Raw genomic sequence first — 22174 nt, forward strand, 5'->3', positions numbered from 1 at the left:
CCGCCTGCGCAGAGCCGCGCGCCCCGTCAGACGCCGGTGCGCCGGCGGAGCCTGTCCTGGGCGAGCAGGATGCCCAGGAAGATGACCAGGGCGCCGACGGGCTCGTTCCACGACATCGTCTCGCCCAGGATCAGGATGCCGAGGACGACGCCGACGACCGGCGTGATGTAGGTGACTGTCGAGGCGCGGGTCGGACCCCATGCCCGCACGGTGTTCTGGCTCCAGACGTACGCGATGCCGGTGCCGAGGCAGCCGAGCATCAGCAGGCTCGCGACGATGGGCAGGTCCAGGCGCACGGGAGTGAGCACGAGGAACGGGGTGAGCACGGCCATGACCACGCCCGCCATCGCGATGTAGCCGAAGGTGAACCCCAGCGCGGACATCCCGGTGTTCGACGCGAACCGCCGCATGTAGGCCAGGCTGAACCCGTAGCTGGCCGTCGCGCCGAGGATGGCCAGTTCCGCCACGAGGCTGCCGTCCAGCGCGATGCCCTGCCAGGGCGCGATGATGAGCAGCACGCCCAGCACGCCGACGGCGATGCCGACGACCTGCAGCGTCTTGAGGCGCTCGACCCGGAACACCAGCCACGCCATCACCGCCGTCATGATCGGCGTCGTGGCGTTGAAGATGCTCGCCACCCCCGAACTGACGTGCTGCTGGGCCCACGAGAACAGCAGGAACGGGAACACGCAGAAGGTGAGGCCGAGCACGGTCAGGTGGCCCCACACGCGGATGCTGCGCGACAGATGCTCCCGGCGCGCGAGGACCAGCACGCCGAGGGTGAGCGCGCCGAGGACGATACGCGTCCACGCGACCTGCGCAGGCGAGATGCCTTCCAGCGAGACCTTCATGAACAGGAAGCTCGCACCCCACACGACTCCCGCCAGCACGAACTGGACGGTCACCCATCGCGTCGACGGCGCGACTGTGGGCTGCACCGCGGGAAGCGCCTGGGTCATGGCCATTCCGCCACGGTATGACCATGTGGACGTGTCGGCGACGGTGAGCGGATGCGACGTCCGAAATCCGCCGATGTGCGGCGGTCCGGCTACGGCACCGGATTCTCCGCGTCGTACGCGCGGAAGCGCGGACTGAACCGGACCAGCGTCGCGACGAGGACGATGATCACGAGTCCGCCGAGCAGCGGCGGGAACCACAGTGCCGTCAGCGTCGCGAGTGTGCCGGCGTAGAGGGCGCCCAGGCGCGGTCCGCCGGCGACGACGACGATGAAGATCCCCTGCAGGCGCCCGCGGATCGCGTCGGGCACCGCCGCCTGGACCATCGTGTTGCGGAAGATGGAGCTGATGTTGTCGGCCGCTCCGGCGACGGCGAGCGCGACGCACGCAAGCGTGATGAGCACGAGGTTGGGGCTGTCGACGTCGACCGTCTCGGGAGCGAACCAGCCGAGCGCCGCCGCGCCCAGCACCAGTCCGAGTCCGCCGATCGCGGCACCGTAGACGAGGATGGCGCGCTCGATCCCGAGGCCCTGGCGCCGGATGCCTCCCACGCGGCCGGAGAACAGGCTCGACGCGAACGCGCCTGCGGCGACCGCCGCGGTGAGCACGCCCGTCGTGATCGGACCGCCGCCCAGCAGCACGGCGCCGATCGCGGGGAACAGCGACAGCGGCTGCCCGAACGTCATGGCGATGATGTCGAGGACGAACTGCAGGCGGATGTTCGACGCTCGTCGCAGGAACCGCCAGCCGTCGCGGAGCGACTCCAGGCCCGGTCGGACGGTCTGGCCCTCCGGGCGGAGCGCGGGCAGCGTCCACAGTCCGAGGAACAGCGACAGCATCAGCGCGACATCGAGGGTGTACGTCCAGGCGTAGCCGGTGAGCGCGACGAGGACGCCGGCCAGGGCCGGGCCCGCCATCACCATGATCCCCACGGTGATGCCGCCGAGCGCCGACGCGGCGGGGAGCAGCTCGCGGGGGAGCAGGCGCGGCACGATCGCCTGTCGTGTCGCCAGCACGATCGAGTTGGCGGCCGAGTTGACGATGCTCAAGCCGTAGAGCCACCACGCCGTCTCGGTGCCCGTCCAGGCCAGGGCGGCCAGGACCGCGGTTGAGCCGAACGTGACGGTGGCGGCGAGCAGCGCCACGGCGCGCCGGTCGAAGGCGTCGGCGAGCATGCCGCCGTAGATGCCGGCGACGACCATCGGGATGAGGCCCGCCACCGCGATCATCGAGACCGCGAACGTCGACCCGGTGAGGTCGTACATCTGCAGCATGATGGCCACGATGGTGAGCTGGCCGCCGAGGCCCGCCATCGTCGATCCGAGCCACATCCGGGTGAACGCCGGGCTCGCACGGAACGGCCGCAGGTCGATGAAGTGGCTGCGATGCTCTCCGGCCGCGCTCACCCCCGAACCCCAGCGCGGCTGCCGTCTTGCACAGGTTCGAGCGTACCCGCGCCGGAGCGGCGTCCGGTTCGCTGCGGCATCCCGCTGCTGGTAGACTCTTCAGGTTGCCGTTGGATCGGCCGCGGAGAAAGAGAGCTCGCACATCGGGTGACGGGCACCGCGCAACAAGCAGAGAGGGGATCACCTATGGCACTGGATGCAGACGTCAAGAAGGCGATCATCGAAGAGTACGCGACGCACCCCGGTGACACCGGATCCCCCGAGGTGCAGGTCGCGATGCTGACGCAGCGCATCAAGGACCTCACCGAGCACCTCAAGGAGCACAAGCACGACCACCACTCGCGTCGTGGGCTGTTCCTGCTCGTCGGTCAGCGCCGCCGTCTCCTGGGCTACCTCCAGGACATCGACATCAACCGTTACCGCTCGCTCATCGAGCGTCTCGGTCTGCGGCGCTAGCCGCAGTCGATAAGGCATCACGCCCAGCGTTCAATCGCGCAGAACATTCTTGGAAGGCCTCCCCACGGTGTGGGGAGGCCTTCGTCATTCCCGACATGCCCGCCGAACCGGGGCGTTTCGGCCGAGACAGGAGATGACGTCCCCGGTCTCGGCCGAAACCCCCAGGCTCGAAGGCTCGGCCGCGACTCGAGGGTGCAGCGGGCGGGCGGATGCCTCAAGCCGAGGCGGGCGGATGCCTCAGGCTGAGGCGGCGCGGGCGGCGACGAGTTCCGGGTGGTGCAGCTCGGCCACGTCGGGGTGGGCGCGCAGGCGCGACTTCAGCGCGTTCTCGCCGTAGAGCGCATGGATCGGATTGGCGGGATCCTGCGTGACGCCGCGCGCGTGCGCCGCGAGGTCGGCCGGCAGCTCGATGAGCGGGAGGCGCTTGTCGAGGGCCGGGTTGAAGAAGAACGGCACCGAGATCCGGTCGTCGGGGTAGGTCGGTGAGATCACGCGGTGCTTCGTGGCGATGAGGTACCCCTGGGTGGCGTACTCCAGCAGCTCCCCGATGTTGACCACGAACGCACCGGGGACCGGGGGAGCGTCCACCCAGTGCCATTCTCCGGTGGCGCCATCCCTGCGCTCGACCTGGAGGCCGCCCTTGCCGGGCTCGACCCACAGCAGCGTCAGCACGCCCGAGTCCTTGTGCGCCCCCACGCCCTGCTGCGGCGTGGGATCCTCGGTGCCCGGGTATCGGACGATCTTGATCAGCGTCGACGGCTCGCCGAAGTGCTCGTCGAAGTAGTTCTCGCCGGCGCCGAGCGACAGGGCCCACGCGCGCAGCAGCTTGCGGGCGACCCCCGAGAGGTGGTCGTGCCACTCCGAGACGACCTCGCGCAGCTCGGGCTGCGCCGCCGGCCAGAGGTTGGGACCGATCAGCCGGGCGAAGTCGGGCGCATCGGGGTCGCTCACCACCGGGCGCTCCGGGCCGATGTCGATCTGCTCGCGCCAGTCGACCTTGCCCTGGGTGCGCTCGCCGCCCACCCGCGTGTAGCCGCGGAAGTGCGGGCTCTTGACGTTCTCGATCGCCAGCTTGTCGGCTTCGGGAAGGGCGAAGAAGCCCCGTGCGGCGCGGTGGAGGCGCTGCTCGAGCTCGGCCGACTCACCGGTGCCGGTGAGGTAGAAGAAGCCGACGTCATGCGTGGCCGCGCGCAGGTCGTCCCGGAACTGCGCGGCGGCGTCCGGCCCCGCATCCAGCTGCGACAGGTCGAGGATCGGCAGGTTCAGCTCGGTCATGAGGCGAGGGTAAGCGGATGCTGCGGCATCCGCCGGTTTGTTGCGAAGGGTTAAGCGGGGGCCGAGTCGGACCTCGACCGCGCCCTCAGCCGTTCTGCCGCGGATCCGGCCGCGCGGCGCGGGGCTGCTCGCGCGGCCGGCGCGACCCGGTGGGGTCGCTGCGGCGTCCCTCGGTGCGTGCCAGCGCCCGGTCGGCGAACAACCACGCCGGTCGCGGCTCCACGAGGGGGCGGAACAGCCGGCGGACGGGCTTGGTCGCCAGGCCCAGCGCGATGAGGACCGACATCACGATCACCAGCGGCAGCCACAGCCACGTGGGCTCGGCGTTGCGCAGCACGCCGCTCTCGCGGAACGGATACAGCACGAACGAGTGCAGCAGGTAGACGTACATCGTGTACTGGCCGAAGTGCGTCCACCAGTGGGTGTCGCGGGGAAGGAGCGCGAAGAATGCCGTCGACAGCAGCACGGCCACGAGCATCAGCGCGAGTCGCACGCCGCCGGCCCACCACTGGGTGCCGCCGATGGCCGCGTAGTTCTCGTCGTAGAAGAGCCACTCCCGGAGGTTCATCTCGCGCCAGCCGTCGACGAAGAACCATGCCGTCCACGCCGCCAGCGCGAACAGGCCGATCGCGGCCGGGATCACCCACCAGGGGCGGCGGTCGAGAAGGCGCAGCCGTGCGACGACGTCGCGCTCGCGCAGCCACCATCCGAGCGTGAAGAAGGGCAGCAGTCCCAGCGTGCGCGACAGCGAGAACGTCGAGTCGATGTTGGGCAGGTAGCCCGCACCGATCGAGATCACGACGGTCCACAGCAGCGGCCAGCGCAGCAGCGCGAGATAGGGGAGGACCACGCGGAAGATGCCGAGCGCGAGCAGGAACCACAGGGTCCACGACGGCTGAGTGAGGTTGGGGTTGGCCTGCCCCTCGACGAGCCATTTCGTGAGCGTCCACAGGCCTTCGAACACCACGTACGGCACGAGGATGTCGGTGATGACCCGGGCCATCTGCCGGCGGGTCGGGGCGTCGGACTTCGAGAAGTACCCCGAGATGATGGCGAACGCCGGCATGTGGAACGCGTAGATCAGCAGGTACAGGCTCAGCGCGACGTCGGAGTCGTAGGTGAGTCGCTGGACCGCATGACCGAGCACGACCAGCACGATGCAGGCGAAGCGCGCGTTGTCCCAGAACGGCGTGCGTCGCTTGGGGCGGGGGATCGACCCCGTCGGTGTGGCCGCCGTGGGCGGAACGCTGCTGCCGGTCATCGTCACCTCTCGCGCGGGCCCAACCAGACTATCCGTGAGATGACGACGCGACGGATGCCGCCACCGGCGTCGGTGGCGGCATCCGTCGTCCGTTCGCCTGATCGTCTACTTGATGGAGCCCCGGGTGACGCCCGAGATCACCCAGCGCTGGCTGAAGATGTAGACGATGAGCAGCGGCGCCATCGCCATCAGATAGGACGCGAACGCCACCGTGTAGTCGGTGTTGAACTGCCCCTGGAAGACGTACTGCGCGAGTGGCAGGGTCCTCGCCGACGGCTCCGTCAGCACGACCAGCGGCATGATGAAGTCGTTCCACGCCCACACGCACGTGAGGATGCCGACCGTGGCGTTCATCGGCATGAGCAGCGGGAAGACGACCTGCCAGAACACCCGCCACGTGCTCGCCCCGTCGACCCTCGCCGCCTCCTCGAGCTCGATCGGGATCGAGCGGATGTACGCGGTGTAGATGAAGATGTTCAGCGACAGCCCGTAGATCGTGTAGAGGATGATCATGCCGGCCTGGTTGTCCAGCCCCAGGATCGAGGTCTGCTTCACCAGCGGAAGCATGATGATCGGGAACGGGATGAACAGGGCCGCCAGCAGGTAGAAGAACACGCCCTTGAAGAACGGCCGGTGGAGGTTGCGGGCGAGGGCGTAGGCCACGATCGAGCTCGTCAGCAGCGTGAACACCACCGACCCGACGGTGATGATCGCCGTGTTCAGCAGCGCCTGCGGGAAGCTGGTGCGCACCCACGCGTCGCGAAGTTCTCCCAGCGGATCGGGTTCGGCAGCTCGAACCCGGTGCCCGCGCTGAGCTGGTCGGGCGTCTTGAGCGCGACCACCACCGCGAGGTAGAGCGGGATCAGGACCGTGAGCGAGCAGACTGCGATGAGAGCCGTGGCCCACCAGTTGGTCTTGCGCGTGTCGTCGTCGGGCTCGGTGCGGCGTCGCCGGCGGCCGTTCGCCGTGACGGCGTCGGCCTCCTGCTCGAGCTGCGATGCCGTGTTGGTCATGGTGGTCATCAGAAATCGGCCTCTCTGCGCTGAAGGACCCGGAATTGGAAGAGCGAGACGACCGTGATGACGATGAAGAAGATCACCGCGTTGGCCGTCTGGTAGGCGAACTCCCCGCCGGAGAAGCCGCCGCGGAAGATCAGGAGCGTGACCGATTCGGTCGACGTCCCCGGTCCGCCGTTGGTGAGCGCGACGATCGGGTCGAACACCTGAAGGAAGCCCTTCAGGCTCAGCACGACGTTGATGGTGAAGAAGGCGCCGATGAGCGGGAAGGTGATCGAGCGGAACTGCCGCCAGGGTGACGCACCGTCCAGCGACGACGCCTCGTAGAGCTCTGCCGGGATCGTCTGCAGACCCGACAGGTAGATGATGATCGCGAACGCGCACGCCTGCCAGACGGCCAGCGCGACGATCGCGGTCCATGCCCACGTCTCGTTCGTCAGGATGTTGTCGCGGAAGACCGGGATGCCCGACAGGATCTTCGGCAGCGAGTTCGAGAAGAAGAACTGGAACACGTAGCCGATCACCAGGATCGCGAGGATGTAGGGGACGAAGTAGACGCCTCGGAAGAAGTTCCGCGCCTTGATCTTGGCGTTGAGGCCGAGCGCGATCGCCAGCGAGAACCCGTTCGTGAGGATCGTCGCCACGATCGCGAACAGGAACGAAAAGCCGTACGCCTGCAGCACGCGGTCGTCCTTGAACAGGTTCAGGTAGTTCGACAGACCGACGAAGTTCCAGGCGCCGTACCCGGCGTAGTTGGTGAAGCTGAAGAAGATGCCGACGACGACCGGGAGCGTGTGGAAGGCGGCGAAGGCGATCACCGCGGGCCACACCATCCAGTAGTAGGTCGACGGTGCGCGGCGGCTGTCGCTGCGCAGGCGGGCGGCGCGCTTGCCGGAGGCGCCCGTCGAGCTCGAGCGGACCGCCTGGGTGAGGGTTGTCATGTCACTCCTCCGTCACGGGGATCGTGCGGGCGGCCACCTTGGCCCACTCGCTGTCGAGGGTCTTCAGCGCGGCCTCGGCGTCGCCGTCGAAGAGGAACTGCTGATCGGTGGGGATGAGCGGGATCGACGGCGGGATCTGGTGGTCGATGAAGCCGGTGATCCGCTGATCCTCGAAGTAGGGGCGGACGGACTGCAGGGCGGGGTCGTCGCTCAGCTCGGCGCCCTCGACCGAGGGGATCATGTTCTGCGACGCGGCGAAGCGCTCGATGACGTCGGGCTGGAACACGTACTCGATGAACCGCATCGCCGCGTCGTGCTTCGGGTTGTCCTTGCCGAGCGTGAACACCACGTCGACGCCGGAGACGAGGAGGCTCTCACCGGGCTCGTCGGTCGGGTAGGGGAAGATGCCCATCCGGATGTCCGGGTTCACCTGCGTGATCGGGTTCGTCGCCCAGATGCCCTGCAGGAGCATCGCCGACTCGCCGCGGGCGAACGCCGCGTTCCCGTCGTCGTACGTCCTGCCGCGGTAGCCCTCCTGCATGTACGAGTACAGCTGGTACTGCCGGTCCATGACCTCGGCGAAGTCCTTCTGGAACGACACCTCCGAGTCCGGTCCCACGTTCTCGCCCTGTTCGCGCATCTTGTCGAAGAAGCCGTCCTGCGCGGGATACGCACCGAGGGCGTTCCACGACGGGATGGCGGTCCACGAATCGGCGAGCGTGCCGTAGAACGGCTGGATGCCCGCGGCCTCGAGGGCATCGCACACGGCGATGAACTCGTCCCACGTCTCGGGCACCTCGAGCCCCTGCTCCTCGAAGATGTCCTGGTTGTAGACGACGCCGTTGGCGTTGTTGACGTAGCCGAGCCCGTTCACCTCGTCGCCGTAGGTGCCGAGGTCGGCGAGGATCTCCTGCACCGCCGGGTTGATCGTCTCGAGCACCGGCTCATCGGAGAAGTCGTAGAACACGCCGGCCTGCGCCAGCCTGCCGAAGTTCCCGTTGGCGTTGAGCGTGATGACGTCGGGGACGCGGTCCTTCACCAGCAGGGTGCGGATCGCCGTGTCGGCGTCGGCGACCTGGTTCTGCACCACCCTGATGTCGGGGTTCTCGGCCTCGAAGTCCGCGATGATCTCGTTGAAGTCCTCGAGGGCCTCGCCCTTGAACTGGAAGAAGTTCAGCTCGGTCACCCCGTCGCCGGGCTGCTGTGCGCAGCCGCCGATCGCGGCGGCCGCTGCGACGACGGTCAGAGCCGCGAGCGGCCGGACCCATCGTCGATGACTGGTTCTCATGGTGCGCCTCCTTGCGCGTGGATGGATGGTGGTCCGTTCAGCCCGCTGCGGTGATCTCGAGGACCATCGCCTGCTGCGGACGCTGCACGGGAGGACGGACGCCGGCCTCGGCCAGCTCCAGGCCGGTCATCACGATCTCGGCGCCCGCCCATTCGAGGGGCGACTGGCCGGCGTCCTCGCCGTCACGCATCCGCACCTGCACCCGGTAGACGCGGGCGGGGTCGAGCCCCGGCATCCGCACCCGTCCCGCCGGGTAGGCGGCGCTCGAGGCGGTCTGCACGACGGTGAAGACGGCGGACGCGGTGTCCGCCGCCACGACGCCGCGCACGTCGATGCCGGGCTCCGTGCCGTCGACGTGCACCACGCGCCCGCTCGCGATGAGCGGGCGCAGGCGCTTGGCGAGCGCCACCCACTCCGCGATCTCTTCGCGCTTGCGCTCGTCGACCGTGGTGAGGTCCCACTCGATGCCGAAGTGGCCGAACAGGGCGACCGCGCCGCTGAGACCGAGCGAGACCGTGCGGCCGGACGAGTGGACGACGGGGCTGGTGAGGTGCATGCCGAGCATCTCGGGAGGGACGACCAGCCCGGTGTGCTTCTGGTTCTCGAGGCGCTCGAGCGGGTCGAGGCTGTCGCTGGTCCACACGCGATCGGTGCGGTCGAGGATGCCGAGGTCCACCCGGGCGCCGCCCGAGGCGCAGCTCTCGATCTCCAGTCCCGGGTGTGCGGCCTTGAGCTCGTCCAGCAGGCGGTAGACGGCGAGGGTGTGGGCGTGCACGCGGGCTGCGCCGGCCGGTCCGCCGGCCGCGTCGACGAGGTCGCGGTTGTGGTCCCACTTGAGGTAGGCGATGGGGTACTCGTCCAGGAGCGCGTGCAGGCGTGCGGCGATGTGGGCGTATGCGTCGGGGATCGACAGGTCCAGGACCTGCTGCTGACGACCGGACGGCGGCAGCGACATCCGCCCACGGAGGATCCAGTCGGGATGCCGTCGCGCCAGCTCGCTGTCGGGGTTGACCATCTCGGGCTCGACCCAGAGGCCGAACTCCATGCCGAGCGCCCGGACGTGGTCGATGAGCGGGTGCAGGCCGTGCGCCCACACCTCGCGGTCGACGGTCCAGTCGCCGAGGCCCGCGGTGTCGTCGCGCCGGCCCTCGAACCAGCCGTCGTCGAGGACGAAGCGCTCCACGCCGACGGAGACCGCCGCATCGGCCAGCGCCGTAAGGCGCTCGAGCGAGTGATCGAAGTAGACCGCCTCCCAGGTGTTCAGCGTCACCGGGCGCGGGCGCCGCGGGTGCTGGGGGCGGGCGCGCCACTCGTCGTGGAAGCGGTGCGACAGCGCCGTGAGGCCGTCGCCCCACGAGCCGATCACCCACGGTGAGCTGTAGGCCGCGCCGGGAGCGAGCACCACCTCACCGGGAAGGAGCAGCTCGCCGCCGGCGAGGAGCGCATCACCGGTGACGCTGCGCTCCGCGACGACGCGGTGGTTGCCGCTCCAGGCGACGTGGATGCCGTGGACGCGACCCCGCTCGAAGCCGAAACCGGGGCGTCCGGCGGCGAGCAGGATGGCCGAGTCGGCGCCGGTGCGGCCGCGCCGGCTCTCGCGCACGTGCGAGCCGATGCCGAGCTGACGTCGCTGCGGGGCCCGCTCGCGCAGGTGGTGTCCGGTGGTGTCGAACACCTCCGTCGCGTCGGCGGGAAGCGGGAACGTCGTCAGGAGCGATTGCAGCGTGTACGGCGTCGTCCCGGTGTTGCGCACCGTGAGGCGCTGATGGAGCAGCCCGCTCGGTCCGAGCCGCAGCTCCACCCGGACCGCGAGGTCGGCTTCGGCGTCTGCCAGGGCGATGCTCGCGCGATGCTCGGCGGCCTGCACGTCGACGGTCGCGAGACGGATGCTGACACCGTTGCCGTCGCGGTGTCCCTCGAGCCCGGGCGTCCCGAACCAGCCGTCGGCCGCGACGGGGACGAGCGAGAGAGCGGGGGTCGCGTCCAGGCCGCCCGACACGCGCTGAGCGCGGGCGGCGATCGCCGTCCCCCGCAGGGTGGCGGGCGTAGAGCCGGTCAGCGCGGCGCCCCAGTGCACGATCGACGGACCGGGCGACGCGTCCAGGTCCAGCACGACGCTCGTGCCGCCCCGGGTCAGGTGGAGGACGTGCGGAGCGGAGGTGGTCACGGTCTGCTCGGCGTCGAGCTGCGAGTCGCTGCGGTGCATGAGTTAGTTCTACCATGGAACTAATGCAGGGATCAAGAGTCGTTTCCAGCGACGATCTCCTGGGGAGAACGCCCCATTGGTGCCACAATGGAAGCATTTCGCTCGGACCGAGGAGGTTCATCGCCGATGCTGACGGACAGTGAACGCGCGCTCGCACGGGCCGTGCTGATCCACGGGCCGATCGCCCGCAGCGCCCTGACGAGCCGGCTCGGCCTGTCGCCGGCGAGTCTCACCCGGCTCGCCAAGCCGTTCCTCGACCGCGGATACCTCGTCGAGCTCGAGGACCTCGCCGACGGCTCGGTCGGCCGCCCGGTGCGCCCGCTGGACGTCGCGCCCGGGCTGGGGCGGTTCATCGGTGTCAAGATCACCGGCGACGCGATGCACGTCGTCGCCACCGACGTCCGTGCGGACCTGCTCGCGCAGCGCACCGAGGCCCTGCGCTCGCACGAGCCCGAGGCGGTCGCGGCGCAGATCGCCGATGCGGTGGCCGCGATCGGCGTGGACGGCGTGATCGGTGCCGGCGTGGCCCTGGGTGGCGCCGTCGACGGCGCGGTCGCCCGCTACGCGCCGTTCCTCGAGTGGGAGGACGTCCCCTTCGGCGCACTTCTCCAGCGCGGGCTCGGCGTCCCCGTCGTCCTCGAGAACGACGTCATCGCGCTCAGCGAAGCCGAGAGGTGGTTCGGGCTCGGGCGCGGCATCCCGGGCTTCTTCGTCATCACCATCGGCGCCGGCGTCGGCTACGGGCTCGTCGTCGACGGTGAGGTCGTGCGATCGACCGAGGCCGGGCTGGGCTTCGGCGGACACATCCCGCTCTCCGACAGCGGCCCGCTCTGTCCGTCGGGCCACCGCGGCTGCTCGCAGGCGATGCTGACGTCCGGCTCGATCGCCGCGCAGGTCTCCGCGGCGCTCCAGCGCACGGTGAGCTACCCGCAGGTCCTCGAGCTGGCGTCCGCGGGCGATCCTGCCGCGCTCGCGGTCGTCGATGCGGCGGCGGATGCGCTCGGGCGGTTCATCGCGCTCGCGGCCAATCTCACGTTCCAGCCGGCGGCGGTGCTCGCAGGGGAGGGGATCGCCCTCTTCGACATCGCCGAGGAGCGCGTCCGCGCGGCGATCGCGGCGGGGCGCGATCCGCGGGCGGACGCGGTGCGGCTCTATGTCGACGACTCGGGGTTCACCGCCTGGGCGCGGGGCGCTGCCGCCGTCGCGATCCAGGCGGCCGTCGATCGGCTCCGCCTGGATTAGGGAATAACCTCGACCTGCACACGTTGCACGATATACATTCATTTGCATAGATTCGTCCGCGACGGAGAACCCGCACGGCGAAAGAGCGGAGAAGCGATCGTGAGCGAGAGCACCACGTGGTCGGGAATGCAGTTCGGAATCTTCACGGTGAGCGACATCACCGAGGACCCGACGAACGGCACCACCCCCAGTGAGGCCGAGCGCATCAAGGCGACCATCGAGATCGCCAAGCACGCCGAGGAGGTGGGGCTCGACGTCTTCGCGCTGGGCGAGCACCACAACCCGCCGTTCTGGTCGTCGTCGCCGACGACGACCCTCGCGTACATCGCCGCGCAGACCGAGCGCCTGATCCTGTCCACCGCGACGACCCTCATCACCACCAACGACCCGGTGAAGATCGCCGAGGACTACGCGATGCTCCAGCACGTGTCCGGCGGCCGCACCGACCTGATGCTCGGCCGCGGCAACACCGGCCCGGTGTACCCGTGGTTCGGCAAGGACATCCGCCAGGGCCTGCCGCTGGCCATCGAGAACTACAACCTGCTGCACCGCCTCTGGCGCGAGGACGTCGTGGACTGGGAGGGTCAGTTCCGCACGCCGCTGCAGGGCTTCACCTCGACGCCCCGCCCCCTCGACGGGGTGCCGCCGTTCGTGTGGCACGGCTCGATCCGCACGCCCGAGATCGCCGAGCAGGCGGCGTACTACGGCGACGGCTTCTTCGCCAACAACATCTTCTGGCCCAAGGAGCACTACCAGCGCCTGATCACGCTGTACCGTCAGCGCTTCGCGCACTACGGTCACGGCACGCCCGAGGAGGCGATCGTGGGCCTGGGCGGCCAGGTCTTCATGGCCAGGAACTCGCAGGACGCCGTCCGGGACTTCCGGCCGTACTTCGACAACGCCCCGGTGTACGGCCACGGCCCGTCGCTGGAGGACTTCAGCGAGATGACCCCGCTGACGGTGGGCTCGCCGCAGCAGGTGATCGACCGGTACGCCGCGATGCGCGAGACGTTCGGCGACTACCAGCGCCAGCTGTTCCTCATCGACCACGCCGGCCTCCCCTTGAAGACCGTGCTCGAGCAGCTCGACATCCTGGGCGGCGAAGTGGTCCCGGTGCTGCGCAAGGAGCTGCAGAAGGACCGTCCCGTCGAGGTGCCGGATGCCCCCACCCACGCGAACCGGGTCGCGGCGGCGTACGGCGGCCAGGCGCCGCGGCAGGCGGTCCCCGGCGCCAACCGGGGCGACAACCTGGTGGGCGCGAGCCCGTACCAGGACAGCCCGGCCCCTGCCGGCGCGGCGTTCGGCCTCGGCCGGAAGGGAGCCTGACATGACCTCCGCCCGTCGCATCGCCGTCGTCTCGGCGGGGCTGTCGAACCCGTCGTCGACACGCATGCTGGCCGACCGGCTCGCCGCCGCGACCGTCGAGCACCTGACCGAGCGCGACATCCAGGTCGAGGTCGACGTGTTCGAGCTGCGCGACTACGCGCACGACATCACGAACAACCTGCTGACCGGCTTCGCGCCGCCGGCCCTGGAGTCCGTGGTCAACGCGGTCGTCTCGGCCGACGCGGTCATCGCGGTGACGCCGATCTTCTCCACGAGCTACTCGGGGCTGTTCAAGTCGTTCATCGACGTGCTCGACCCCGACGCGCTGACCGGCAAGCCGGTGCTGATCGGAGCGAACGCCGGCACCGCGCGTCACTCGCTGGCGATCGACTACGCGATCCGGCCGCTGTTCACGTACCTCCACGCCGAGCCGGTGTCCACCGGCGTCTTCGCGGCCTCCAGCGACTGGGGTGCGTCGGCAGACAACGTCGCGCCGCTCGCGGAGCGGATCGAGCGCGGTGCGCGCGAGCTCGCCGACGCGGTCGCGCGGCGCGAGCCGGCGACCGACGCCGACCCGTTCGACCCGGCGAACTATCTCGGCGAGGGCCGTTCGTTCGGGCACCTGCTCGGCGGGCTGGCGGGGGAGTAGCCCCCCGGCCTCATCCGAGGCAGATGTCCTCGCGTGCGCGGAGGGGACGCCATTCGTCCTCTCCGCGCGCCTCCCTGCCCCTGAGCTCGTCGACGGGCGGCAGCACGTCGGCCTCCACGAGCGGTCCGAGATCCACGCCGGCCAGCTCCTCGATGTCGGCGATCGGCACCTGGAACGTCCGGAAGGCGCCGAGGGGCGGCACGGAGAGCGCTCCCTGGCGCACGTCGATCAGGGCCGACTGGTCGAGCACGAAGCCGGCTGCCGCGAGCTCAGGCATCCGCCCGTCCCGATCCGTCGCCCACGCGGCCACCTTGAAGAAGCGACGAGGGATCCGGATGCCGCGATACGGCGGATCGTCGGGCGCCAGCACGGGCGCCGTGAAGACGCTGAGGCGTTGATCGGTGGCGTCGGCGTACGCGAGCACGTGGTCCTCGAGACCCAGCCACAGCTCCTTCGACTGGTTGAAGCCGCCGGCCTGCGGCGCCGCGTTCGGGTAGACGAACGTCGCCTCGGTCGCCCGGCGGGCGTCGGGCGGCGTACCCCAGCCGGGGTCGCGGCGGCGCACCAGGTGCCCGCGATCGAGATCGTTGGCGGCGTACAGTTCGGGCCCCGCCTGCTCCGTCTCCGGCACGCGCGGGTCCAGGCGCCACTGACCGGTGCGGGGCAGGTCCCGCAGCGACGAGCCGTCGATGTTCACCCCCGTCACGACCGCGAGCCTGCGAGCCGCGTCCAACAGCACGGTGAACCGCGGATACGTCAGCACGTGGACCTCGCCGTCGCCGAGCGGTTGAGGGAGAGGGAGAGGGATGCCCACGAAGCGGTCGTCATAGCCGTCCGGCGTCGTCTCGGTCACGCGTCCATCCTGGCCGAGGCGGGGGTCACGGGGTCGCGGTCGTCCTTGTCTGGCGCATTCCACAGGTCGCCGAGGATACGCCAGCAGTACTCCTCGACGGCTGCGGTGGCGGGGTACTCGTCCTTGTCGATCATGTTCTTGTCGGCCGCGTCCAGGTACAGCCGCTCGGCATGCTCGTCCATCCACGTGCCCACGAACGTCGCGAGGTTGAGGCGGGCGTTCCCGTCGAGCATGATCTGGTCGCGGATGACCCGGTAGGCGGTCTCGGGCAGCATCTCGGCCGGTCCGTTCGGCGGCGACTCTAGCTTCGCGTCGCTGCGACGGGCACCGCGCAGATCACATGAAAGGACGGGCTGCTCACTCGCCGCCGCGCGGCCCGGCGGTGCCTCCGGGCGCCTCCCCGGAATGCACCCAGCCGTACTCGGACTCCGGCCGCCCGCGGGTGCCGTACCGCTGCGCCCGCTGTGCCCGCCCCGCGGCCACCAGGTGCTCCAGGTAGCGTCTCGCCGCCACGCGCGACATGCCCAGTCGCTCCGCGGCCTCGGCGGCTGAGATCGGGCCGCGCTCACGCACCTCGTCGCTGATCACCGCGAGCGTGGCGGGCGCGAGCCCTTTGGGCAGCGGCACCGGAACGGCCGGGCGCAGGGCGCCCAGCAGCGCGTCGATCTCGGCCTGCGTGGGGGCGCCTGCCGCCTCGTCGGCGCGTCGGCGGAACTGACGGTACTGCTCGAGCCGCTCGCGGAAGGCCGCGAAGGTGAACGGCTTCACCAGGTACTGCGCCACCCCGAGCGCCACCATCTGGCGCACCACGTCGGCGTCGCGCACGCCGGTGATCGCGATGACATCGACCGCGACGCCACGCGCCCGCAGGTGGCGCAGCACATCGAGGCCAGTGCCGTCCGGCATCGTCACGTCCAGCAGCACCAGGTCGACCTCGTCGCTGCGCGCGAGGACGGCATCGATCGCGGCGCGAGCGCCCGTGCACTCCGCGACGACGGCGAAGCCGTCCAGACGCGCCACGTACTCGCGGTGCAGCTCGAGCGTGAGCGCGTCGTCGTCCACGAGCAGCACGCCGATCACGACGACCGCCCCGCGGGCAGCGTCACCACGAAGGTCGTGGGGTCGTCCTGCAGCGTCACCGTTCCGCCGGCTCCGACGACGATGGAGCGGACCAGCGCCAGGCCGACGCCGCGCCCCGCGGCGCCGCCCGGCTTGGTTGAGAAGCCGTGCTCGAAGATGCGGTCGCGCAGCGCAGCCGGCACACCCGCGCCGCTGTCGGCGACCTCCAGACGCAGCGCGGGCGGCGAGGTCGAAGCGGCGGCGAACACGACGCGCACCCAGCGCGGTGCGTCGCCCGCCGCCGCGGCATCCATCGCGTTGTCGATGAGGTTGCCGACGACCGACACCGCGTCCACCGGCGAGAGCGCGCTGCGGGGAGCATCGGGATCGATGTCGGCCGACCACTCGATCCCGCGCTCCCGAGCCTGCGCCGCCTTACCCAGCAGGAGGGCCCCCACGGTCGGATCGCCGCCGCGGCGCGCCGCGACCTGATCCACGAGCTCCTGGCTCTGGCGTGAGGTCTCCGTCAGGATCTCGACGGCTTCGCGCGTGCGGCCGAGCTCCAGCAGCGACACCGCGGTGTGCATGCGGTTGCCGTGCTCGTGGGTCTGCGCGCGCAGCGCCTCACCGAGCGTACGCACCGACTCGTACGACGCAACGGCGTCGCGGATGGTGCCGGCGGGCAGATCGCCGGCAACCTGCCGCGTGGAGCGACGGGCCAGCCAGGCTCCCACGAGTCCGGCGGCCAGGAGTGCGAGCGCGATCGAGAGCACGAAGGGGAGCCGGGGGAGGATGTCGGACCAGATGCTGCCGACGGTCACGCCGACCGAGACCCAGCCGACGAGGTCACCCGCGCGCGTGACCGGGACGATGGTGCGCACCGAGGGTCCGAGCGTCCCCGTGAACTCCTCGGTGACCGCTGCCCGTTGGGCGGGGATCGTGCCGAGATACGGGCGGCCGATCTCGTCGGGGTTCCGGTGGGTGACGCGGATGCCGTCGGGCGTCATGATCGTCACGAAGTCGACACCCGTCCGCGCCCTGACGTCCTCGGCCACAGGCTGCAGGCGGGCCGAGGACTCGGGAGCGGCGAGGGCGGCTCCCACCTCCGGCAGAGCCGACAGGGATGCGGCGACCGCACGCGTGACCTCCTCGGCCTCGCTGCGCTCGGAGCGCTCCGCGTCCAGCACGAGCACGGCGGCGAGGGCGGCGACGATGACCGCGGCGGAGAGCGCGACCACCGCGAAGACCCGGGATGCCGCACTCGTGCGCTCCGTCCTCGATGACATGGCTCTCCTCGTCGATTCCGCCGGGTTCCATCCTCGCGCCTGAGCCGGCTCGGACCGAGCGTCGGACCGCGACCAATACGACCACAAGTCGACCCGGCGACAGCGACGTCGCACGCTGTGGTCACGCCGCGGACGTCCCCGGCACCGCAGACACACACTCGTTCACCCGCAGGAGGCAAAGATGGCTCTCTCGACCCGGACCACGTCGTTCGCACTTCCCGGCTTCAACTCCCGGCGCGGCAAGCAGGCGTGGGACAAGCACACCTGGCTCTACATCTCGGTCATCGTCGCCGTGGTGCTGGGCGCGGTCGTCGGCCTCATCTGGCCCGACGTCGGCGTGGCGCTCAAGCCCCTCGGCGAGGGGTTCGTCGCCCTCATCAAGATGATGATCGCGCCCATCATCTTCTGCACCATCGTGGTGGGCGTCGGCTCCATCGCCAAGGCCGCCACGGTCGGCAGGATCGGCGGACTGGCGCTGCTGTACTTCATGGTGATGTCGACGTTCGCGCTCGCCATCGGCCTCGTGGTCGGCAACCTCCTCCACCCGGGTGAGGGCCTGAACATGACCAGCGCCAGCTACGAGTCCACGGCGGAGGCCAAGACCACCCAGGAGTTCATCCTCGGCATCATCCCGACGACGTTCTTCTCCGCCTTCACCGGCGAGAGCGTCCTCCAGGTGCTGTTCATCGCGCTCCTCGTCGGATTCGCGCTCCAGCAGATGGGCGACAAGGGCACTCCCATCATGAATGCGGTCAAGCACCTCCAGGCGCTCGTCTTCCGCATCCTCGGCATGATCCTGTGGCTCGCGCCGCTCGGCGCCTTCGGCGCCATCGCGGCGGTGGTGGGCAACACCGGCATCGCGGCGATCTGGGCGCTGGGCACGTTGATGATCGCGTTCTACATCACGTGCGCGGTGTTCATCGTCGGGATCCTCGGCACGCTGCTTTACGCCGTGGCCCGGGTGAACCTCTTCAGCCTCATGAAGTACCTGGCGCGCGAGTACCTGCTGATCGTCGGCACCTCGTCCTCCGAGTCGGCGCTGCCGCGTCTCATCGCCAAGCTCGAGCACCTCGGCGTCTCCAAGCCGGTGGTGGGCATCACCGTGCCGACCGGCTACTCGTTCAACCTCGACGGGACGGCGATCTACCTGACGATGGCGTCGCTGTTCATCGCCAGCGGCATGGGCGCTCCGATGTCGATCGGCGAGCAGATCGGCCTGCTGGTCTTCATGATCATCGCCTCCAAGGGCGCCGCCGGCGTCACCGGCGCGGGCCTGGCCACGCTCGCCGGCGGTCTGCAGGCCTACCGCCCCGACCTGGTGAACGGCGTCGGAGTGATCGTCGGCATCGACCGGTTCATGTCGGAGGGCCGCGCCCTCACGAACTTCACGGGCAACGCCGTGGCCACGGTGCTGATCGGGACCTGGACCAAGGAGTTCGACGCCGCGCGAGCCCGTCGCGTGCTGGCCGGGGAGCTGCCGTTCGACGAGACCACCCTTTCCGGACACGACCACGACGGGATGTCCTCATCGGCCGACGCTGTCGGCGTGCAGGGGCTCGAGGAGGCCGCGATCAGCGAGGCAGAGGCCCGTGAGAAGCGCGCGCGCGAGCGCGAAGCGATCCTCTCGCGCTGAGCGGCGGCCGAGGAGACAGGGTGAAGGACGGGTGCGATCGATCGCACCCGTCCTTCCCCGTCCTCACTCGTTGGGATCGAGCTCGCCCGCCTCGATCGCCGATTCGCGCTCCTCGAGCTCGAACTCGTCGACCTCGTCCTCGACGGCCTCCAGCGGGTCGAGGGTCGGCGGTGGCAGCTCGAGTTCGACGTCGTCGTCGACGGGCACGTCGCGGTCGTCGTCGGGAATGCGCTCTCGGAAGTCGCTCATGTCGGGCTCGCTGTCATCACTCATCCGCTCTTGCGTCGGAACTCGCGCTTGGTCATCGCGCCGTGGGTGCCGTGGATCGCCGAATCGGCGTCCAGGTGCGACTCGCCCTGGCGGTGATTCGCGTTCTTCCTGTCGAGAGCTTCCTTGAACTTGCGCTTCATCTCTTCCGATGCCGAAGACGCCGGCTTCTCGTCGGTGCTCATGACGCCCACCCTAGGCGCGGCATCCGACGTCCGCCAGGGTCCGGCGACGGATCGCCCCGCTGGTAGGCTTGTGCGGGTTGCCCCCGGGCATCCGCTCAAATGAACACGAGCACTGTGCTCGCACCGAGCACTGTGGAGCAGGCCGGCAGGAAGCTGGTCCCCTGTGGTGGGTTCCCCGACGCGACATCGCGGCGGGTGATCTTCGACTGGTGACCAGCGCTGGCGAGTCCCGCGGGATCACCGCGCGCCGAGATCTGCCTGTTCCTGCTCCTTCGACTGACCCTCGCCCGGCACACGGCCGGACGAGGCTAAACAAAGAAGGAGGGACCTCTTGGAAGGTCCGGAAATCACCGCCGCCGAAGCCGTCCTCGACAACGGCCGCTTCGGCACCCGCACCGTCCGGTTCGAGACCGGCCGACTCGCGCAGCAGGCACAGGGTGCCGTCGCCGCGTATCTCGACGAGGAGACGATGCTCCTCTCGGCCACCAGCGCGGGCAAGAATCCGCGTGAGGGCTTCGACTTCTTCCCGCTGACCGTGGACGTCGAGGAGCGCTCGTACGCCGCCGGAAAGATCCCCGGTTCGTTCTTCCGCCGCGAGGGACGGCCGTCGACCGAGGCGATCCTCGTCTGCCGTCTCATCGACCGCCCGCTGCGACCGTCGTTCGTCGACGGCCTCCGCAACGAGGTGCAGATCGTCGTCACGGTGCTCTCGATCGCACCCGGCGAGTTCTACGACGCGCTGGCCATCAACGCGGCCTCCCTGTCGACCCAGATCTCGGGTCTGCCGTTCTCGGGTCCGATCGCCGGCGTCCGCCTCGCGCTCATCCCGGGCCACGGCGAGAACGGCGACCAGTGGGTCGCGTTCCCCAACGCCAAGCAGCTCGAGGACGCCGTCTTCGACCTCATCGTCGCCGGTCGCGTCCTGGAGGACGGCGACGTCGCGATCATGATGGTCGAGGCCGAGGCCACCGAGGGCTCGTGGAACCTCATCAAGGGCGGCGCGACGAAGCCGAGCGAAGAGGTCGTCGCGCAGGGCCTCGAGGCGTCGAAGCCGTTCATCAAGGAGCTCGTCGCCGCGCAGAACGCCGTCGCGAAGACCGCCGCCAAGGAGATCCAGTCGTACCCGGTCTTCCCGGCGTACAGCCAGGAGACGTACGACTTCGTGGCGGAGCGCGCCTACGACGAGCTCGTCGGGATCTACCAGATCGCCGACAAGCAGGAGCGCCAGAACGCCGACGACGCCGTCAAGGACCGCGTCAAGGCCGAGCTGATCGCCGCCGTCGAGGCGGAGCAGCTCCCGGGCGTCGCCACGCTCGAGTTCAGCGCCGCCTACAAGTCCGTGACGAAGAAGATCGTGCGCGGTCGCATCCTCACCGAGGGTGTGCGCATCGACGGTCGCGGCCTCGCCGACATCCGCCCGCTCGACGCCGAGGTGCAGGTCATCCCGCGCGTCCACGGCTCGGCGATCTTCCAGCGCGGCGAGACCCAGATCCTGGGCGTCACCACGCTGAACATGCTCAAGATGGAGCAGCAGATCGACTCGCTGTCGCCGGTCACGCACAAGCGCTACATGCATCACTACAACTTCCCGCCGTACTCGACCGGTGAGACGGGCCGCGTGGGCAGCCCGAAGCGCCGCGAGATCGGTCACGGCTTCCTGGCGGAGCGGGCGCTCGTGCCGGTGCTGCCGGGCCGCGAGGAGTTCCCGTACGCGATCCGCCAGGTGTCGGAGGCTCTCGGCTCCAACGGCTCGACGTCGATGGGCTCGGTGTGCGCCTCGACCCTGTCGCTGCTGAACGCCGGGGTGCCGCTGCGCGCCCCCGTCGCGGGCATCGCGATGGGCCTTGTGTCCGACGAGGTCGACGGCCAGACGCGCTACGCCGCGCTGACCGACATCCTCGGCGCCGAGGACGCCCTCGGCGACATGGACTTCAAGGTCGCCGGGACGAGCGAGTTCGTGACCGCGATCCAGCTCGACACGAAGCTCGACGGCATCCCGTCGTCGGTGCTCTCGGCCGCGCTGACGCAGGCCAAGGACGCCCGCCTGACGATCCTGAACGTGCTCAACGCGGCGATCGACGCGCCCGACGAGATGGCGCCCACCGCGCCGCGCGTCATCAGCGTGCAGATCCCCGTCGACAAGATCGGCGAGCTGATCGGCCCCAAGGGCAAGACGATCAACGCGATCCAGGATGAGACCGGCGCCGACATCTCCATCGAGGAGGACGGCACCGTCTACATCGGCGCCGTCGACGGTCCGTCGGCCGAGGCGGCACGCGCCCAGGTCAACGCGATCGCCAACCCAACCAACCCCGAGGTCGGCGAGCAGTTCCTCGGCACGGTCGTGAAGATCGCGACGTTCGGCGCGTTCATCTCGCTCCTGCCCGGCAAGGACGGACTGCTGCACGTCAGCGAGGTCCGCAAGCTCGCCGGCGGCAAGCGCGTGGAGAACGTCGACGACGTGCTGTCGGTCGGTCAGAAGCTGCTCGTCAGGATCACCAAGATCGACGACCGCGGCAAGCTGTCGCTCGAGCCCGTGCTCGAAGAGGCGGCGGACCCGGACGGCGCCGGCAGCGCCGCCCCCGCGGAGACACCCGCCGAGGCCTGAGCCCGGGGATCACGGCCGGCCGCGCCGGTCGTGGCTCCGGATGCCCGCTCCCTGTGGGGGCGGGCATCCGTCGTCTGACGCGTTCGCGTCGCGGACCGATGGCTGACGAGGAAGCCGGGTCAGCGCTTCGTGACCGAACCGTTACGTAATGTTTATCGACAGTTCGCCTGGCTGCGCGGCGTGTTCGCCGGACTGCCTTACCCTCGAAGTACGCGCCGGGGGGTGCGAACAGTGATCACGGGGCTCGGTGACGAGCAGCGT

At 69.8% G+C, this 22174-nt stretch carries 18 protein-coding genes and 2 pseudogenes; 6 read left to right on the forward strand and 14 right to left on the reverse strand.

The genetic code is table 11. The features are described from left to right. Positions 1–26: 26 nt before the first annotated feature. Complete coding sequence (locus tag IR212_RS05475; RefSeq protein WP_420488617.1) at positions 27–965, reverse strand: DMT family transporter; 939 nt, start codon at positions 963–965, stop codon at positions 27–29. An 83-nt stretch (positions 966–1048) separates the two neighbouring features. After that, entirely contained in the window at positions 1049–2362 is a 1314-nt protein-coding gene (locus IR212_RS05480; protein WP_194397953.1) for an MFS transporter, read from the reverse strand. A gap of 186 nt (positions 2363–2548) precedes the next feature. On the opposite strand from IR212_RS05480, the gene rpsO reads away from it, so the two are divergent. Continuing rightward, a complete protein-coding gene (gene rpsO, locus IR212_RS05485; protein ID WP_039401864.1) occupies positions 2549–2818 on the forward strand; it encodes a 30S ribosomal protein S15 in 270 nt (89 codons plus the stop codon). Between the two features lie 237 nt (positions 2819–3055). Here rpsO and IR212_RS05490 read toward each other — a convergent pair whose 3' ends face one another. From IR212_RS05490 to IR212_RS05515, 6 genes and pseudogenes are all read right to left on the reverse strand, one after another. Further along, entirely contained in the window at positions 3056–4093 is a 1038-nt protein-coding gene (locus IR212_RS05490; protein ID WP_194397954.1) for an isopenicillin N synthase family dioxygenase, read from the reverse strand. An 85-nt stretch (positions 4094–4178) separates the two neighbouring features. Further along, positions 4179–5354, reverse strand: a complete 1176-nt coding sequence (locus IR212_RS05495; RefSeq protein WP_194397955.1) for an acyltransferase family protein — start codon at positions 5352–5354, stop codon at positions 4179–4181. A 105-nt stretch (positions 5355–5459) separates the two neighbouring features. After that, positions 5460–6376 (reverse strand): annotated as a pseudogene (locus tag IR212_RS05500) (carbohydrate ABC transporter permease). Further along, the gene (locus IR212_RS05505) at positions 6376–7311 is read right to left on the reverse strand and encodes a carbohydrate ABC transporter permease (protein ID WP_228479499.1); all 936 of its coding nucleotides are present in this window, start codon (positions 7309–7311) and stop codon (positions 6376–6378) included. The pseudogene IR212_RS05500 and the gene IR212_RS05505 overlap by 1 nt, the downstream one beginning before the upstream one ends. 1 nt (position 7312) lies before the next feature. Continuing rightward, positions 7313–8599: an ABC transporter substrate-binding protein gene (locus tag IR212_RS05510; RefSeq protein WP_194397956.1), complete on the reverse strand. Its 1287-nt coding sequence runs from the start codon at positions 8597–8599 to the stop codon at positions 7313–7315. 37 nt (positions 8600–8636) lie between these two features. Further along, positions 8637–10805 carry an alpha-galactosidase gene (locus IR212_RS05515; RefSeq protein WP_194397957.1) on the reverse strand — a complete coding sequence of 723 codons (2169 nt, stop codon included), beginning with the start codon at positions 10803–10805 and terminating at the stop codon, positions 8637–8639. 126 nt (positions 10806–10931) lie between these two features. Between IR212_RS05515 and IR212_RS05520 the strand changes: the two genes are divergently transcribed. From IR212_RS05520 to IR212_RS05530, 3 genes are all read left to right on the forward strand, one after another. Beyond that, the gene (locus tag IR212_RS05520; protein WP_194397958.1) at positions 10932–12047 is read left to right on the forward strand and encodes an ROK family transcriptional regulator; all 1116 of its coding nucleotides are present in this window, start codon (positions 10932–10934) and stop codon (positions 12045–12047) included. 126 nt (positions 12048–12173) lie between these two features. Continuing rightward, on the forward strand, positions 12174–13373 hold the full coding sequence (locus IR212_RS05525; protein ID WP_194398548.1) for an LLM class flavin-dependent oxidoreductase: 1200 nt from the start codon (positions 12174–12176) through the stop codon (positions 13371–13373). Position 13374: 1 nt separating this feature from the next. Continuing rightward, positions 13375–14022: an FMN reductase gene (locus tag IR212_RS05530; RefSeq protein ID WP_194397959.1), complete on the forward strand. Its 648-nt coding sequence runs from the start codon at positions 13375–13377 to the stop codon at positions 14020–14022. 10 nt (positions 14023–14032) lie between these two features. On the opposite strand, the gene IR212_RS05535 is transcribed toward IR212_RS05530, so the two are convergent. From IR212_RS05535 to IR212_RS05550, 4 genes and pseudogenes are all read right to left on the reverse strand, one after another. After that, the gene (locus IR212_RS05535) at positions 14033–14875 is read right to left on the reverse strand and encodes a DNA/RNA non-specific endonuclease (protein WP_194397960.1); all 843 of its coding nucleotides are present in this window, start codon (positions 14873–14875) and stop codon (positions 14033–14035) included. Positions 14876–14916: 41 nt separating this feature from the next. Further along, positions 14917–15153, reverse strand: a pseudogene (locus tag IR212_RS05540) (pyridoxal-dependent decarboxylase); the annotation flags it as partial. Positions 15154–15232: 79 nt separating this feature from the next. Beyond that, complete coding sequence (locus IR212_RS05545) at positions 15233–15955, reverse strand: response regulator (protein ID WP_194397962.1); 723 nt, start codon at positions 15953–15955, stop codon at positions 15233–15235. Beyond that, positions 15952–17220: a sensor histidine kinase gene (locus tag IR212_RS05550; protein WP_194397963.1), complete on the reverse strand. Its 1269-nt coding sequence runs from the start codon at positions 17218–17220 to the stop codon at positions 15952–15954. The genes IR212_RS05545 and IR212_RS05550 overlap by 4 nt, the downstream gene beginning before the upstream one ends. Before the next feature lie 181 nt (positions 17221–17401). Here IR212_RS05550 and IR212_RS05555 point away from each other — a divergent pair, with 181 nt between their 5' ends. Next, positions 17402–18853, forward strand: a complete 1452-nt coding sequence (locus IR212_RS05555) for a cation:dicarboxylate symporter family transporter (RefSeq protein ID WP_194397964.1) — start codon at positions 17402–17404, stop codon at positions 18851–18853. Positions 18854–18916: 63 nt separating this feature from the next. On the opposite strand, the gene IR212_RS05560 is transcribed toward IR212_RS05555, so the two are convergent. Further along, the gene (locus tag IR212_RS05560; protein WP_194397965.1) at positions 18917–19102 is read right to left on the reverse strand and encodes a hypothetical protein; all 186 of its coding nucleotides are present in this window, start codon (positions 19100–19102) and stop codon (positions 18917–18919) included. 20 nt (positions 19103–19122) lie between these two features. Then, a complete protein-coding gene (locus IR212_RS05565) occupies positions 19123–19305 on the reverse strand; it encodes a DUF5302 domain-containing protein (protein WP_194397966.1) in 183 nt (60 codons plus the stop codon). Between the two features lie 331 nt (positions 19306–19636). On the opposite strand from IR212_RS05565, the gene IR212_RS05570 reads away from it, so the two are divergent. Then, a complete protein-coding gene (locus IR212_RS05570) occupies positions 19637–21913 on the forward strand; it encodes a polyribonucleotide nucleotidyltransferase (protein WP_194397967.1) in 2277 nt (758 codons plus the stop codon). The last annotated feature ends 261 nt before the right edge of the window (positions 21914–22174 follow it).

It is taken from the genome of Microbacterium atlanticum (assembly GCF_015277815.1).
Classification (GTDB): Bacteria; Actinomycetota; Actinomycetes; order Actinomycetales; family Microbacteriaceae; genus Microbacterium; species Microbacterium atlanticum.